This window comes from Ruegeria sp. HKCCD6647-2, from assembly GCF_057221075.1.
This window is the reverse complement of record NZ_JBWVBD010000005.1, coordinates 433,564-449,373: the sequence shown is the minus strand read 5'-3', so window position 1 is coordinate 449,373 and position 15,810 is coordinate 433,564. Positions and strand designations below refer to the sequence as shown.

At 46.5% G+C, this 15,810-nt stretch carries 16 protein-coding genes and 1 tRNA gene; 7 read left to right on the top strand and 10 right to left on the bottom strand.

All coding sequences use genetic code 11. The features are described 5' to 3' along the window. The first annotated feature begins 281 nt into the window (after nt 1–281). Both AC2TDJ_RS16065 and AC2TDJ_RS16060 read left to right on the top strand, forming a co-directional pair. On the top strand, nt 282–1,490 hold the full coding sequence (locus AC2TDJ_RS16065; RefSeq protein ID WP_480843656.1) for an integrase: 1,209 nt from the start codon (nt 282–284) through the stop codon (nt 1,488–1,490). A 444-nt stretch (nt 1,491–1,934) separates the two neighbouring features. Further along, on the top strand, nt 1,935–3,680 hold the full coding sequence (locus AC2TDJ_RS16060) for an AAA family ATPase (RefSeq protein WP_480843654.1): 1,746 nt from the start codon (nt 1,935–1,937) through the stop codon (nt 3,678–3,680). 173 nt (nt 3,681–3,853) lie between these two features. Here AC2TDJ_RS16060 and AC2TDJ_RS16055 read toward each other — a convergent pair whose 3' ends face one another. Continuing rightward, the gene (locus AC2TDJ_RS16055; RefSeq protein WP_480843652.1) at nt 3,854–4,201 is read right to left on the bottom strand and encodes a helix-turn-helix domain-containing protein; all 348 of its coding nucleotides are present in this window, start codon (nt 4,199–4,201) and stop codon (nt 3,854–3,856) included. 273 nt (nt 4,202–4,474) lie between these two features. Here AC2TDJ_RS16055 and AC2TDJ_RS16050 point away from each other — a divergent pair, with 273 nt between their 5' ends. Both AC2TDJ_RS16050 and AC2TDJ_RS16045 read left to right on the top strand, forming a co-directional pair. Continuing rightward, the gene (locus AC2TDJ_RS16050) at nt 4,475–5,158 is read left to right on the top strand and encodes a DUF7424 family protein (protein ID WP_480843650.1); all 684 of its coding nucleotides are present in this window, start codon (nt 4,475–4,477) and stop codon (nt 5,156–5,158) included. Nucleotides 5,159–5,457: 299 nt separating this feature from the next. After that, nucleotides 5,458–6,576, top strand: a complete 1,119-nt coding sequence (locus AC2TDJ_RS16045) for an SH3 domain-containing protein (protein ID WP_480843648.1) — start codon at nt 5,458–5,460, stop codon at nt 6,574–6,576. 70 nt (nt 6,577–6,646) lie between these two features. On the opposite strand, the gene AC2TDJ_RS16040 is transcribed toward AC2TDJ_RS16045, so the two are convergent. Continuing rightward, nucleotides 6,647–7,195, bottom strand: a complete 549-nt coding sequence (locus tag AC2TDJ_RS16040) for a hypothetical protein (RefSeq protein WP_480843646.1) — start codon at nt 7,193–7,195, stop codon at nt 6,647–6,649. 207 nt (nt 7,196–7,402) lie between these two features. Here AC2TDJ_RS16040 and AC2TDJ_RS16035 point away from each other — a divergent pair, with 207 nt between their 5' ends. After that, nucleotides 7,403–7,999, top strand: coding sequence for a tyrosine-type recombinase/integrase (locus AC2TDJ_RS16035; protein WP_480843644.1), 597 nt, complete (start codon nt 7,403–7,405; stop codon nt 7,997–7,999). 66 nt (nt 8,000–8,065) lie between these two features. On the opposite strand, the gene AC2TDJ_RS16030 is transcribed toward AC2TDJ_RS16035, so the two are convergent. The 7 genes from AC2TDJ_RS16030 to AC2TDJ_RS16000 all read right to left on the bottom strand — a co-directional run bounded on the left by AC2TDJ_RS16030 (nt 8,066) and on the right by AC2TDJ_RS16000 (nt 13,147). Next, a complete protein-coding gene (locus AC2TDJ_RS16030) occupies nt 8,066–9,085 on the bottom strand; it encodes a hypothetical protein (protein WP_480843642.1) in 1,020 nt (339 codons plus the stop codon). A gap of 143 nt (nt 9,086–9,228) precedes the next feature. Continuing rightward, on the bottom strand, nt 9,229–9,378 hold the full coding sequence (locus AC2TDJ_RS16025; RefSeq protein WP_480843640.1) for a hypothetical protein: 150 nt from the start codon (nt 9,376–9,378) through the stop codon (nt 9,229–9,231). 28 nt (nt 9,379–9,406) lie between these two features. Then, entirely contained in the window at nt 9,407–10,315 is a 909-nt protein-coding gene (locus AC2TDJ_RS16020) for an Abi-alpha family protein (RefSeq protein ID WP_480843638.1), read from the bottom strand. 166 nt (nt 10,316–10,481) lie between these two features. Beyond that, entirely contained in the window at nt 10,482–11,213 is a 732-nt protein-coding gene (locus AC2TDJ_RS16015) for a hypothetical protein (protein WP_480843636.1), read from the bottom strand. A gap of 2 nt (nt 11,214–11,215) precedes the next feature. After that, nucleotides 11,216–11,599 (bottom strand): hypothetical protein, encoded by a 384-nt coding sequence (locus tag AC2TDJ_RS16010; RefSeq protein WP_480843635.1) that lies wholly within the window; start codon nt 11,597–11,599, stop codon nt 11,216–11,218. Continuing rightward, nucleotides 11,596–12,408, bottom strand: a complete 813-nt coding sequence (locus tag AC2TDJ_RS16005; RefSeq protein ID WP_480843633.1) for a ParA family protein — start codon at nt 12,406–12,408, stop codon at nt 11,596–11,598. The genes AC2TDJ_RS16010 and AC2TDJ_RS16005 overlap by 4 nt, the downstream gene beginning before the upstream one ends. Nucleotides 12,409–12,553: 145 nt before the next feature. After that, nucleotides 12,554–13,147 carry a hypothetical protein gene (locus AC2TDJ_RS16000; RefSeq protein ID WP_480843631.1) on the bottom strand — a complete coding sequence of 198 codons (594 nt, stop codon included), beginning with the start codon at nt 13,145–13,147 and terminating at the stop codon, nt 12,554–12,556. Nucleotides 13,148–13,801: 654 nt separating this feature from the next. Here AC2TDJ_RS16000 and AC2TDJ_RS15995 point away from each other — a divergent pair. Further along, nucleotides 13,802–13,960: a hypothetical protein gene (locus tag AC2TDJ_RS15995; RefSeq protein WP_480843629.1), complete on the top strand. Its 159-nt coding sequence runs from the start codon at nt 13,802–13,804 to the stop codon at nt 13,958–13,960. Nucleotides 13,961–14,555: 595 nt separating this feature from the next. Here AC2TDJ_RS15995 and AC2TDJ_RS15990 read toward each other — a convergent pair. Then, nucleotides 14,556–14,631 (bottom strand) — tRNA-Thr (locus AC2TDJ_RS15990). Nucleotides 14,632–14,809: 178 nt separating this feature from the next. Here AC2TDJ_RS15990 and AC2TDJ_RS15985 point away from each other — a divergent pair. Beyond that, nucleotides 14,810–15,685: a hypothetical protein gene (locus AC2TDJ_RS15985; protein ID WP_480843627.1), complete on the top strand. Its 876-nt coding sequence runs from the start codon at nt 14,810–14,812 to the stop codon at nt 15,683–15,685. Nucleotides 15,686–15,810 lie beyond the last annotated feature (125 nt).

Here is a 15,810-nt window from a genome sequence, read left to right as displayed (position 1 = left end):
CTTTGACCGCTTGACCAACGTATCGTTTGCGATGACCAACCACGAGGAAAGCCAGATTTTTTTTCAGAAGATGTGGTGCCCCCACACGGACTCGAACCGCGGACCTACTGATTACAAATTTATTATGCTTTGTTTATAGTTAAAGGTTTATGGGTTAGTTTATTACTGATGTTTATAATTTTCGGGCGCCTTAGTATGTCAATTGGCAAACAATTGGGTTATTTTTCAACGAGCTAGAACGACGATAGCCCAGAGACACATACAAACTGGCTGAAACTATAGTGCCCAAACTGCCATCTGCAAAGAAAGTTTCGAAAGGCGTCTCCATCTACAAGGTGAAGAACTCGCCGTATTGGATGGTAAGGGTCTGGGACCGACGAAAGAAGAAGTACAGAACCAGATCAACCGGAGAAACATCAGCTGTTGAAGCGAAGGCGATGGCACAAGAGCTGGCTATTAGCATCTTCAAGTCTGAGCCGGTGGTAGACAGCGAATACCGATTTGAAACGTTTGCCAAAAAGTTCCTTCACAAATCTCGCATTCAGGCGAAGGCAAAAGAACTCAGCGCTAACTACGTCAAAACGATGCATTGGGCAGTCACCAACCAGGATTGGGGACTCTATGAGTACTTCAAGGATGAGGACGTTCGAGAGTTGAGGACGTATCATTGGCAACAATATCTGATGTGGGTCGAAAAAAGGCGATCAAATCTCTCCGCCTCTACAAAAAACACCCTTACAGCCACGTTCCGTAATGTCCTGAAGATCGCTCGAGAAGAGGGTGTCATCGGCAATCTCCCGCAAACCAGTCGAACAAAAATGAAAGACAATCCGAGGCCGTTCTTCAGGTTTTATCCTCTAGTTCCTAAGAAAGAGGATGCATACCAAAAGCTCTTGCGCACCGCTAAGAAAATGGCGGAAGAAAAGATCGTGGTACGAGGAACAATTGTGACCGAGGAACTATACGATCTGATCTTGTTTGTTGTGCATTCATTCGTCCGTCCAACGACGACAGAATTGTACGCCCTGAAACACTCAACCGTTATGGTTGGTGACGACGAGCCACGGAGATTGATTCTGACTATCAGAAACGGCAAGACGGGATACCGCTCCTCCAACACGATGGAAGCCGCCGTCTCTGTATACGAGCGGATCTGTGAGAGAAACCCAGAGGCATCGCCGGAAGATTTCTTGTTCTTCCCCAAATACACCAACCGAACTACTGCAAGGGACGTAGTAAAACGACAGTTCGCAGAGCTTCTCAAGCGAGCTGACCTTATCGTGGATGAAAACACCGGAAAGAACTTTTCATTATACTCACTCAGGCATACGGCAATTTGCATGAGGATCGTAAATAGCAAGGGAAAAGTGAATATTTACAATTTGGCCACGACAGCGGGTACCTCCGTGGACCAGATCGAACGCTTCTACACTAAGTATCTACCGGCTTCGAGAGAGCTGGCACTAAATCTACAAAGCTTCGGTGAATGAATGTGAAAAAAGAGTGAAGTTTGTGACTCTGAGAGCTCCACAACCCTAGTTTCGAGCGGAAAAACTCCCGCCACACATGTCAGATATTCCAAATGTGAAGAAGCTACAACCGAGGCCATGGAAGTCATTTTGACATGGCTGACCACTGGCAATGCAGCTGACACTGATCCTAAATACTCCAAAGGTTTGGTGTCAATCTCTAACGGGAAATACGTTGGCTGGTGTACTTAAGACTTTCGAGCAAAGTAGGTTAAGTGAATTTTTCAATCTTGTTCACGTTCTATCAAGCACTTACTAACGCTGCAAAATTACATTGAGGTTGACACGGATGCTCAACGGAGGCTTGTTGATTTGGTGCAGTCAGCATTTCGGGATGCAAGCGCCCCAAAGATCGTAACTGCAGCCCTGTGCAAAGACTGAGACAGATATTCAGGAGCTTGAGACGTGAAGCTGCGTTATGTGAAGGACTATCTGTCGATTACTGAGTTCGATGATATAGAGTTGCCGGATTTCGCTGTGGTAACGGGCGTCAATGGGGCCGGCAAGAGCCACCTGCTTGAAGCAATTGTCAATAGGGCGGTTGAGATCTCTGATCGACCAAATGCGAAGGTGGTGCTGTTCAACTTCTTGAATTTCAGACTTCAGAACGAAAGCAGGGTTTCTGTCCTTCAAATGGAGACCGACAGAAAGAGCGTATGGAGATCTTTCGTTAAGACGAGTAACCGACAGGCCAGCCTGTGTGAAGTTCTCAGGCAAGAATCCGAAGCATCCCTAGGTGACGGTTTATATGAGGGAATGAAACAGATTGCGCTGGATCTAAACAAACCCCTACTTGCTCTTACTTCCGAAGATGTAGGTGACATAGGAGCATTCGACAAGTTGACAACTTTCAAGAGGAACGTTGAAAGTAAAATTCGATCAAATCGGCAACTAGGAAACGAGCCTCATAAAAATGCGATAATAAGCCTGGCTCAAAAAATTAAAACAGGACTTCACGAACTTTGCGAAAGTGATTTTGTAGAGTTCCTCGATTTAACCACCAGCGAAAGTGTCTTACCCAATCAATTAGGAAAGGTTTTTTCCGATTACTACTCCAAACTGGATGCCAACCGATACCGAGCATACCGAAATTCGGAGTTTGGAGGAACCTTGGAGGTTCTTAGCGAAGCGGAGTTTGTTGAAAGACACGGCCCAAAACCTTGGGACGTCATAAACGAGATTTTAGAGCGATTTGGCACGCTGCCTTACAGGGTTAGCACGCCGGAAGGACTTGACAGAAACGATGAATTTGTAGCGGAGCTTCAACATCAGTCAAAACCTGACGTGAAGCCAATGTTTGAGCATCTTTCGTCCGGGGAAAAGATACTCTTTGCACTAGTGGCAACTGTGTATGCATCTACTTCGATCGAGGACTGGCCTGACGTTTTATTGTTGGATGAAATAGATGCATCACTTCATCCGTCGATGATACAAAACTTATTGGACGTAATTGAGAACACGTTTCTGCATCGTGGACTATCTATTGTCCTAGTCTCTCATTCTCCCACAACGATAGCGATAGCGCCCGAAGAGTCAGTGTTTGTCATGAACCCAAGCGGAATGAATCGAATTGTCAAGAAAAGTAGGAAGGACGCCTTGAGCGTATTAACTGAAGGCTATGCAACCCTTGACGAAGGTGTGAAGCTGTTTGATCAAGTCTCCCGCTCCAATCTTGTGGTGCTCACAGAGGGTAGGAACGCAGCTTATTTGAGAGTGTTGCTCGCAAAACAGAAGATCTCCGGAGTTGATATCCTTCAAGGATTAGCTGATCGATCAGGAAAGACACAATTGAAGTCCATGTTCGACTTTTTTGCAAAGGTGCCACACGAAACAAAGGTATTGGTGGTCTGGGACCCAGATGCCAATGAGTACAGATCACTTGCCGAGGAAAATAATACATATCCCTTCGTATTTGAGCGGAATTTAACAAACCAAATAGCGAAGAAGGGTGTTGAAAACCTATTCCCGGAGTCTCTTTTTGACGGTTTCAAAAAAACTGTGACCGACTCGCATGGAAAAGTCATCGAGGAAGTTTTTGATGAAAAAAGAAAGATTGATTTTGAGACATTCGTTGTCGGTAGAAACCAAGCTCAAGACTTCGATCTGTTTCACCCTCTTGTTGAAAAAATTTTGAAAATAAGTGGAGCGTAGGCTTTTTAGTGGAGGCTATATAGAAAGCACAATTAACTCGCACATCGAGATTGATCTCTTTGAAAGATTGACGCATTTTCGCTTCTTAGTTGCACGTTGCCCTGCTCAAGATACGAGGCAGTGGCAACGGCTAATGTTCCTGTCGGTAGTTTACCCATGTGCCGTTGATCACCTCACTTTGCTAGCGAAGCGACATTCGCTAGAGTTTCTACCCATTCGGTTGGCAGAGAGTCAGCGGCAATCTCCAGACGAGCGATAGCTTCGGCTTTGGCGGCATCATGACTTGCAGAACCTTTTTTGCTGATGAGACGATCAACTGAGATCTCCAGAGCGGCGGCCAATGCAACAAGCATCTCGAAAGAGGGTTTGTTAACACCGGTTTCAAACTTACTAAGCGTAACAACCGAACAATCGGCTCGTTCGGCCAATTGATCTTGGGTCAGACCAAAGTTCTTTCTTGCGGCCTTTAGGCGCTTGGGGAAGTTGGCAGAGGCTAGAAGGGCATGTTCTTTGGGTGTCATACCCCTCTGTTGGTATGAATTTTGTTAACCCAACATATCTAATCGTATTAACTTTTACTGAAATTGGTATATAAGGATAACAAGGGCCAAAAAAGAGATACAAATAGGTGGATTTTGAAGCACGCCATAATCAATCAAGGCCAGATTGGTAAGCGTAATCCTCACTGGGTAACGCATGATCAGGAGGCAGATCAACACAGTAAAATAGTGTGTACGCTCGCTAGGGGCCACTTGCTCGTTTGTCTACGTGAAAAGAAAGCCAGGAACCGAAATATGACGTCAACATGGAAAACCAAAACGAGATTGGCGCTACTCGCAGCAGCCGTCGCACTTTCAGGGTGTCGGGTAGATAGTGAATTTGATCTGTTCGTCTCGGATGTTTTTTTGGTTACTGAGGGAAAGAACGATCTTACAACCGCCACAAGGATCAAAATTGAGGCCACGTCACCGTCCGACTGTGAAGAGAACAAAGAGCAAGTAAGAGCCATCCTTTCCGACTTCTATCCAATCAATGATGGCCCGGTTTGCCAAACCGAAGGCTTCGATACGTTCATGGCTTTCGGCGTTCTCGTTCCTGTGATGATGATGCCAAACCAATCCGGCTTCAAAATACCAAACGGCGCTCCCACCGCACTAGGGCTAAAAGACCCAGGCAACAATTCGATTGAAGTCTGGGGACTAGTTTCGCCTTCCAGGTTTAGTGCCATGGAGGAGCGATTTAAGCAGCTGAATTCTTCACTAACACTTGAGGTTGGGAATGTGCAGGTAACGCTAACAAACGACGAGAGACAACCTTACAAAGTGGTTGGACCGGCGTCTTGGATCAATGAAGTCCCATACTTCGGACCGTCAATTCAGCTAGATCCCAGAGACAGAGTGGATTGGCGAGCTTCAGATGTCGCAGTCGGATTTCTGTCCGCAAACGACTTTGTTTGGCTCATGACGATACAAAGGTAGGCGGCTTTCCTTCCCTCTCAAAGCAATTCGGTTTTCAATTTAGCTGGGCATTCTTCCATCGGCTGGAAAGCAATCCTACAGAGTACACACTACAAGATTCAGGCCTACCGCATGTTAAATAATCACTTTAGAATTCAATCAAAAAACCTAAAAGCTTCGGAGCCTGAGCGTGGCTTCAATATGCGAATAGTCATGACCGAACCAGCGTGAACCGTTCTGAGGCGGCAGGCGACGATGCAACCCGACAATCAAATTTATCACCTACCTCAGAGTATTTTTCCGAGCGAAAGGAGCCTCGATTGAAAACTCTTCATGTTTTGGCCAAGGCAGGGCTTTTGGCAACGGTTTCACTTCCTAGTATTTCAGTTGCTGATACCTGCAATCCTGCGCCTACATCGGTCTTCACAGTCATAGGGGTTCAAAGCGATGACACGCTCAACGTCCGCAGTGGACCGACCACAAGGAACCCGGTTGTCACCGAGCTACTGCCAAATGAAGCTGGGGCGATTTTTGGGGGCGAAGTTTTCTTCAAGAACGAAACTTGTCGGGCCCTCTGCCAGCAGGTGAACGAAGGGCGCACTGAGCTTTCTCCTGTCGTAGATGCCCTGTGCTTCCAAAAAAACCAAATATGGTTCAGAATTTTCACCCCAGGAGGCGTTGATGGCTGGGTTTCTGCAAAGTTCCTTGAAACGATTAAATCCGTCCCAAGAACTGCTACTAACCCTGCCTCCACTGATCCCGTGGACACGAACCCTACGCAAGAACGCAGCGGACTTGCAGCAAATGAAACCTCCGATTCAACAACGCCGAAAGCCCCAAACGTCGAAACAAGCAAAGATTCAGCGGCATCAATTGATAATAAACCAGTTGAAACAGCACAGGTTGGTCAAAGTCAGAACCAACGGGCATATAATGCAAACCAGTCAACCAAAATTCTTTCACAAACTACCGAAAATGTAGCGAACGAAAAAGTCAGCGAAGCAAATCAAGCCAAAAAAATTAGAGTCAGCTTAATTTCGTTCGAGCAAAAAGAGTCTTATGATGACACACCGTACTGCCAGATTTCATACGAAATCGAAAATCTGACTTGGGGGACAATGTACGGTTTAAGAATTAAAACTTCGGCCTTCGATGATCGGGGAGCCAAACTCGAAGACCATGGCATTAATGGGCACTACATCAACCCTTTTTCAGGAATCTTTGAAAGCCAGACTAGTATTGCCAGCGGTGCCAGAAAAACCACTAGCAATCTGGACTATAAAGGTCAGTGTCAATACATTAGAGACTTATATGCTATCTCTGTGAGGCCACAGGATTGCAATATAAGAGAAATGCCTGAGACCGGAGATTGCTACGAAATTTTGGATTTAGGTTCACAAATCGAGAATCTGAAATTTCACTATGGCGAACCAAACTAAAGTATCTACGATACTTTGTATCGGAAAATGAGGCAGGGCTTGAATGCCCTACCTCACACTGGAATCTATGCTAATTCACCGAATCCGAGAGAGAAGATTTATTCTTCTGCCTATACCGAAGCTCAATATACTCTGAAATTAATTTTCGCTGAAGATCTGCAAGATAGAATTCGATTCCTTTTTGTTCGCTAACATTTATCAGATGTCGTCTAATGTATTGAATTTCTTCGCTTTCCTCGATTGTACATCCACTATTTTCTAATTTCCGATTTAACCCTCCTTCTATTTTCGACAAATGATCATCAAACATTATGTTGAATCTTGCAGAGCTGCATTCCCAATATAGCACCATAAATGGATTTTTGCTGAAACTCCTATCATCATTCACCTCTTCCACGATTGAAAACAGCTTTTCGATGATATCTGGCTCGAGATTCATGCTCCGAACCAAATCTACAAGTTGCCCAAAATTTGTCGTGGGCTGAGAAAGCTTAAGGTCTTTAACGGCGCCTTCATAGTCCATGTATTCCCAAAGGTGATCCACACATGAATGCTCTTTATCATCCTCAAGTGATTTTCTTTCAATTTCTATTCTTTTGTTCGACAATTTATTCTCCATCGATATATGAAGGGACCGCCCCTTCACTTCAAATACAAAACTATATAGGCAGTAAAAATGTGAAACTGATGATCTTTTATAAAAAATGTAACAAAATCTCATAAGCTATTGATTTTGAATAACTGTTTCTTGAAAAAATTATGTGTCCGCCGCCTTCTGAGTATAATAATATCATAATACATTTAATTGTCATAAGGTTGCACTAAAATGGCCCTGCGAAAACAGGCAAAGATACTGAGCCCGAGGCAAACACAACTTTTGCTGAACTATGTGTCCAGTTTAAGAAATGGAACCAGAAACTCCGCTATCGTTCTACTCTCGACAAAATCCGGCCTCCGAGCCAAGGAAATCGCAGAACTCAAGTGGGAAATGCTGCTGAATCCCGATAAAACTCTCGCTGATGCGATCTGCCTGACGGACTCTGCCTCTAAGGGACGATCCGGTCGGACTATTCCTCTTAACAAAAACCTTAAGCCGGTGCTGCAAGAACTCTTGAATCAGAGTAAAGAGGGCGACGATTTTGCTGTTTCATCTAGTGTAATCCAAACTGAGCGTTCGAACCGCACTTCTGCTCAAGCGGTCGTCAATATGTTCAGTCGCTGGTACTCTGATCTGGGTTTCGTTGGTTGTTCGTCCCACAGTGGTCGACGAACTTTCATTACATCAGCAGCAAAAAAGGCAACCACGGTCGGTGGAAGCCTTCGGGACGTGCAAATGCTTGCAGGTCACTCCAGCCTACAAACGACTCAGAGGTACATAGAGGCGGACACAGATGCCCAACGAAAGCTAGTTGATTTGGTGTAACCGGAAGATCATGGTCCAACGGTCGAAGGGTCACAGCTTAAATTGCTCTATTTCTCAAATTGTTGGTTAAGCCTGCCTTTTTGGCACGATGGTTGCGAAACTTTCTATTGAACCAATTTCGATGAAGACTGGTTCAACCGACGAGATGCCCCCAACAGGTCTTGCTGCAATCCTGTGCTCCTTTTGATATGCGTAGGCAAAATGCTTCATCATCTCTGGCACTGGTGGCTTACGATCCCACTTATAGGGATCGAAGTAGTCGACCGGACCTGAAAATATCTCAGCCTGACCAATTGTCTTCTTGATAGACTTTTTGACCCTTCTCACAAACAGGTCCTTGTCATGAATGACCAAAGCAGCGTCGGCTTCGAAATCCGTTGGCATCCGCCTGTCTAACTCTAGGCAACTAGAAAACAGATAGTAGTCAGGGACTGTTAAACTAACCGTAATCGCCCCGCCGGTTATTGGCATCTTTTGTCCGTGATACTCTATGTGTTTTTTCCCATCCAATGCCTCTTGAATCGCTGGTATCCTGAATACCTTCTCGGTCTCTAAGTCCTTCATTGACTTTAGAAGGCTTCCCTTGGAGTAGAAGGAAGCAGGTGCCAGTCTAATACGACCATAGTTGAGCATCGGCTCCAAAAACTCACGCCGGGAGAACTTCACGATAGTGTTGTTTTCCCGAACTGGAAGACCGTCAAACATCGTTACCCCTAACGGGGTACCATGCTCAAAATACTTAAAAATCTCCGCTCTTGCAGTATGTAAAAGGCTCTCCTGAAGACCACCCCGGGAGTTACAGGCTTCTATTATCTGGGTGAATATCCGAAAGAATGATTTGTCCCCACGAGCATTGTCGACTTCGGGCGTTATTTGTCCTTTTTCATTCAATCCGCTGATGTTTCCAAAGATATCGACAAACCTCTGAGACAATTCTTCATCATCACAAAAGAGCAGATAAGGGTTGTTATAATATTCTAATCTCCACCACTCATGCCTCACCAACTTTCCAAAATTTGCAGAGCGCTCAGCTTCAATTTCATTTCTTCTAGTTTCGTACCAATCTAGAGTTTCTTGAACGTCCATAAAGATTTCCAATAGCTATTTGACGTGGAATTCCGATCTCCAAAAATGCTAATCAATGTGCCCGTTTGAGATGCGTATTAGGCGTGTCTCGGCTAGTTGCCTTTGCTCGCTGAGGCGACGCAAGGCCTCATCAGATTCCCAAATCAGCCGATCATATTGTTTTTTTTTAAAGGGTCAGAAGTTCGATCTCTTGAGTTCAGCCGCCGCTCAAAAACCTCTGTCTCCTCTTCTATCAGACGGTCCCATAGAGCAATATTGCCTTCTATAATATTTTTGCGATCTTGATCACTCATTGGTTACTATCTCCTTCAATAGTTTCCGTCATAGACAAGCAGCCTCGGAGATGGGAGCAGAGACAGTCCGAAGAAATTCAACGCCCATTAGGCTTGGTGCAAGAAGTGTCACCTCTACGTCTGGTTCAAACGGGTTAACCCCAAAGGGTTTCGGGATAACGAACTCTAAGCGGTCAAAGATACCAATGGCTTGCAAATCGTGTGCAAGTTGAAGTTCGCTGGTTTCGCTGAGTGACTGGCCGACTGGTGATCCGTATCCTCCACTATCAACTTGATGAACAACGGACTTCCTGATTGTCACCCGTGAAGGAAACCCACCAAGATCCCGCAGCTTGGAAGAAATTTCTGTAGCGATTTCATCCCACTTCTGCCTATCTGGCTGCACAATCGGAATATTTGGAAGTTTGACACCTATTAGCGCAAGATAACTCTGAAGCGGCATTCGGTGACCCACACCAACACCCGAGATTTCCTGAAGCAGTGTTATGTCAGGGCTACGTTCAGACCACACGGTCTTTTGCCATAGGTCATCGAGAGCAAGCGCCTCCGCATGACCAATGCGAGATAAGTATCCCGCAAAAATCACATCTCGGGATCGAAACTGTTCCGCACTGTTGAGCAGCAATCTTGCCCATTTGTCTCGTAAAATTTCGTCGTCTTCCAAAGCAACGTTTCTAGTCCATTCGGCGATCAGCTTTGGCGGTTTTGGCGTGATCGGAATACCTTCACTCTCAGCGATTTCTTTTGATCGTCTGACAGTCTCAGCGATGTATTCGATACTTTGTCGCTGGCCCCAAAGATCAATGCGGTTGGCAATCTGTCTAAATGAGGATGTGAACGGCGAAACAAGGTCAACTAGGGCGTCCGTTACCTTCGCCGGAACATTTACCCCCTTGTTTTCATCGTTCCATTCGATTCTGAAATTGTTCTCATTCATCGGCTCAAACTCACGTCAAAAGCAAATCATTGTGCAATAACAAAGCTACCACTCAAAGGATTTGCAAGGTGTTGAGATCAACTAGGGCCTGTATAGCCCGATAAAAGGACAAACTTCCCGGCCGTAAAAGCAACCTGAAAAATGCAAAAATCTGGGAACTGCGAATTCAGAAGGGTATCGTTACTTTGAACTCCTTCTTGATCCATCCTTTGTCGCCGTTCCTAAGTGCAAGTGCCAACGACTTCCTCAGGTTTCTCTTTCTCGTAGCCGACAGCTCATTATTAAAAAGAGAAATCATCAACAGGCACAACCCCCGCACAACTTGCCGGTTTCGATGGTCCCATTTATTGAGAGAAGGCAAGTCGTTCGAAAAGAAATTTGGTCCCTCAGCCGAAGACATTCGAAACGCCTGTGCGGAACCGTGAACTGCCTTGGACAATGTTGCATACTCTGCCCTAATTACGTCTAACCCAAAGTGGCGAGGCTCACGACCGATATTTTGCGGGTGATCAGCGAAGTAAGTAGCAAGTTCCGAGAACTGAGTCTTGAATCTGTTGCGCTCCCAAAGCGCCAATTCAACCGCATGGTCTTTGAAATACAATCCATTTAGGTAGTTCTCGATGGCTGCTCTTTGCGATTGCAATGCAGACCGCCACTGGCCGCTTCGAGCCAGCAAATAGGCGATTAACAGATCATTCTGCCCCTCAAGCACAAACTGCAACGAACCGTGGCAAAGCCGATCTTCCAAAAGCTCACTACGCCAAGCTTGCATAGCGACGAGCCGGCGAAATGCAGACTTAAATACTGGGTTAGAACCGAGCGCCTCTTCGGTTGCTGTCCATTCAGACTTCCATCTCTGCTCGAAGGCCGAGTGGTTTGCATCGATTTCATTTTCCAATGCTATGAGCTTTTCAGCAACGTATTCAATGCTTGGTTCAGGCGGCTAGAAGAACCCGATGACGCACTAACGTTCTCCCGGACACGTTCGATCTCATCTTGATTGCTCGCCAAATAACTCATGATTTTTCCCATGATGTTACGTGCTGAGTCACGTTGGTTAAATTCGATCGGCAAAGAATGCTCTCTTGTAAATTCGACCCATTCTGAGCGGGTATGCTTAGATAGCTGAGCAAGCGTTGTGATCCCAAAAGCCATTTCAGCCTCAGTTGCGGTCGGCCCACCAGTGACATCGCCTATTGACAGTTTCTTCGTGTCAATGTTCGGGCCTCTCAGAAGGGTTTCACCCAGAGCAATGAGTTCTTTTGCGAGTGAATGCGTCTTCATGTGTCAATTCCAATGCGATCAAGCAACTCTGCTGCGACACCGTCGAATTCTTCTCTTGCGGCACGATCTCCCATGTTATGGACAGACCTCGCCTCTTCTGCGGCTTCCGCCACCCTTACCCTTTCAGTGAGTTGATGAGCAAGAACTTCACCATCAAAAGACTGCCTGATAGACTCAATTGTCTCAGTTCTCTTGCGAGCAGGTCGACCAACACGAGACAAAACAATCCCCCCTAGCTCGATTTCGTGGTCAAGGTCATCGCAAAAGTCTACGATCCGTGATTTTAGCAATGCTATCCCGATAGCAGACAAAAAGTCTGGCGATACTGGCACCACAAAATGTGTCGCTGCTGCGATGGCATTTTGGGTGGGTATCGTAAGGTTCGGCGGACAGTCGCAGATCACAATATCGTATTGATCTAAGACAGTCTTCAGCGACTTTTTCAGCCTACCTTCCCGATTTGGCTTTCCTGCTAGGTCTAAGTCCACTGTGAACAAATCTAGATGCGAGGGTATTAGGTCGAAACCACCTAACAAGTTCTTGACGACAACATCAGGGAACGTTTTTCGATTTCCATCTGCATTCTTGTGGTCACGTGCTCCGAGAAGGTCTGCGACAGTGCCATTTGTGTCTTTGTGACTGTCCCATTCTTCAACACCCATAGCGGAAAACGTTGCGTTGGTTTGTGGATCAAGGTCAACGAGTAAAGTTTTGAGACCGTTTCGAGCACAGTAGTCAGCGAAGTTGACTGATAATGCCGTCTTACCCACTCCACCCTTCAAATTCACCATTGCAACGATTTTTGTCATAATGTGGAGGCTCGCAGATAAACTCTATTTCACAGCAACTTGGCTCAATTGATGAAAGGCCGCAACCCAAAGCAGACACGCTGGGGGAAGTTTCTAAGAGAGGCGGGCACAACAGATCGCTCAGGCCCCCATTCGCCTAGCGATTCTATCCATTGATGACCAACATATCGGCTTTGGTTTCTTCCGAGACGAACGGGATGGAGCGCAAGAAGTAGGACTTAGCCGAGTAACTGATCACGTTTGACAGATCATCGTCTGTGAAGGCTATATCCCGCACGTCGATCTCTTGAATGCGGCTGGTGTTGCGACACCCATCATTCAGTCTGAATCCACTTTCCCGTAGCGCTTGGAACCTGTGCATCACATCAGGATGAACGATCAGAATGGAATGGATATGCGGGAGTTGCGTAAAGTTGTGTTGGTGAAATCTTGAACCGGAGTAATCAACAAACGTCAGCATGTAAGGATGCAGTTTCCGTCTGCTTTTATAGTGGTGGTGCTTAACAGTCTTGTTGAGGATGTGATTGTAGACTCTGGGCACAGATGAAATCACGTACTGCAACTTTTCTTCAATGGTCCCGTTGTCGTTGATGTTGTTGAAGTGTGTAGTCACAAGATAAACACCTGCGACACGATCACTCCTTCGATTGCCAGAAAGTCGGCTGATCCGGTCTTTGAGGCTATCCTTAAGACTTGATACGATGGGTCCCTTAGAGGACATCAGGTAATCTGTATTCATGGTTGTTGTGTTCTTATATAAAAAAATCAATAGCCTCCCCGGTCATCTCAGGGAAACTCTGAGGCCAAATGGCGATGGATTTGGAAACGAAAAACCCCGTTGCGTCAGTGCGCCTTCCAACTCGGACGTGACCTCAATAACGATCACATCTGGAACTATATATGCTTGAAGGTCCAAAATCTTGATCGGAAGACACGAATTATTTTAGTTTTTAGATGCTTAGTGGAAAACTGAAGGTCTCCCGACGAGCGCCAAAGTTGTCTACTTGCATTGTGATTCCCAGCTCGAATGACTCCCCAAGTGTCCCAAAGTGGATCCAAATGTGTTTCGGGAAGTTCTGGTTAGTTCCTCTTGATGATCCCGGGCGGATATCTAGCTACTTTTGCGATGAACAAGCGTTCTCCTTTCGCCCCGTTTGGCGACAAGGTTCACCTACCTAGCACTTGGTAGTAGACTGGAAGATCAAAGGAGCAGTACTTGTTGTAAGTTACACACAGTTTGCACTAAAGCTTTCCCACTCCAAAAAAACTCAACATTTTGTAATCCACTGTTACTCAGAGCTACATTTAGTGTGGTGACTGCCAAATTTTCGAGTCAAGCTCGAAGTGTTGGTTGTTGCGCATTTTTTGTAGCGTTACGTTGGATGACACGAACATGGCGCTGATTCGCAGTGCCGCACCGGCAGCGGTGAAAGCTGTAAGAAAAAGAGGAGGGCAAGAGATGCAATCAGTTGTCTGGGCAGCGCTCAACGCAATCTACTGGGCGGGTAAAGCAGTTTACCTAGCCTTTAAGAAAGAAGACGACTGGCCATAAAACCAGTCGCCTTACAACAAGGGGGTTAGCGAAATCTAGCTTGGCCGCAAGTTCGCTATCCCTCATCTCTTCTTATCAATGAAGACTAGAGTTTGTAAAACTCATAATTCCGCCAAAAGTGTAGACTTCAACTTTTAGTAGAAGAAAGAAAGCTAGGATACTTTTTCTGGTGCTGGGGGGCTCTAACACTCCATGGGGACCTGTCTGAAGAAGACGGCTTCCAAGAAGAACGCTAAAGATAACAGCTTAGACTTAGTATTCGCACCAGCTCTGTAGTAGGCCCCATAAGTAGGTTGCAAAGCGAACACGTTTACCGCCGTGGACGCACGGAGACCGCTCCTCAAAATGAGCACGAAATTATCGAAAAGCATCAACCAGAAGTCATGGATGATGATGTTCAGAACGCCAAATGCAGACACAAAAGTCCGATGCGTTGAGATTGGCGTGGCACAATTCTTCGATGCTGAGAAGACTTGGGAAGCAGCGATTCTCAAATCGATGAAGGTCGGGAGAAGTTTATAAGTGTTTACAACTAGGGCTTACAAACCAAAGCAAGCTGTATTGATCAATAACCTATTGATTTATTTAATATAAATGGTGCCCCCACACGGACTCGAACCGCGGACCTACTGATTACAAATCAGTTGCTCTACCAGCTGAGCTATAGGGGCGCTGGGCGTGCATTACTGTTTCAGCACAGAGACTGCAAGCCCGAATTTGGACAATCCTGGCTTCGCTCGATTTTTCTGATAGCTCGGATCCAAATCGGTTTTTTGGGCAGGTTTGACTGCGCTGCTCGCAGCCTGTAACCCGGATGAGGACGCGCGAGAATTTGGGGTAAAATCTTACATGCAAGTGGCTATCCACGCTGGCGTTTTGTTTTCCGATGAAGGGCGGCTCATCAAACTGCTTCAGGCGAACGCCGCGTTGATAGAACAGAACAAGGGCGTCTTTTGGGGGCCTCGGCGTTACCGGCAAATTTTTCGCCCCGTTCTGAGTAATCCCGGTGGGGGCGATTCCCAGCCCGATACGCTGTCACGCTTTTTGTCTTTGCTACCTGAGGGCAGGGAGGTCGATCGGGCGATTCTATCCTGCGATTCTTTCATAGGTGAACAGGCGTCCGTAATTGCCGATGGCCAGCTTTATCCGCTCGCCGGTCAGCGTATCGCCCATTTAAGCCATCTTTTGGGTGACTTTCCCATCGAGCTTTTTATCAGCCTGCGAAACCCCGGCACGTTCATTCCAAGGGTTTTGATGTGGCTTCCAGAGTCGGAACGTCACAATATTCTCGGTACGACCGATCTGAGCTGCCTCAGTTGGCTGACCATGATCGAAGACATTCGCGACCTGGCTCCTGACGTTCATATTACTCTGTGGAGCAACGAAGATTCGCCTTTGATTTGGGGCGATATCCTACGCGCAATGGTGGGACTGCCGGAGGATGCACCGCTAAAGGGAGAATATGATTTCCTGTCGTCCTTGGTGTCGGATAACGGTAAGTACCAAATACAAAGCATGATCGAGCAGGAGCCAGCACTGCGCGGCAAGGAGTTTCGCGACGCGCTGGCGCGCGTCTTTCAGGCGCACGCTCTGCCCGATGCCATTGAAGAAGAGCTGGACCTACCAGGCTGGAGCGAAGATGTCGTTTCGGCCTTCACCGAGCTTTATGAACAGGATTTGGCGCGACTGCGGACTATGCCTGACATTCGGTTTCTGGGCGCCTGAAGGGCGGGGGCGCTGCGATCTGGCGAAAGTGAGTGCGCGAGAGAAGTGCAAATCGATTTCTGCACGTGCTGGCAACCGGATGCTTGTTTGGCGCGGTTTCCATGAATTCGGGTGCGAAGGCATAC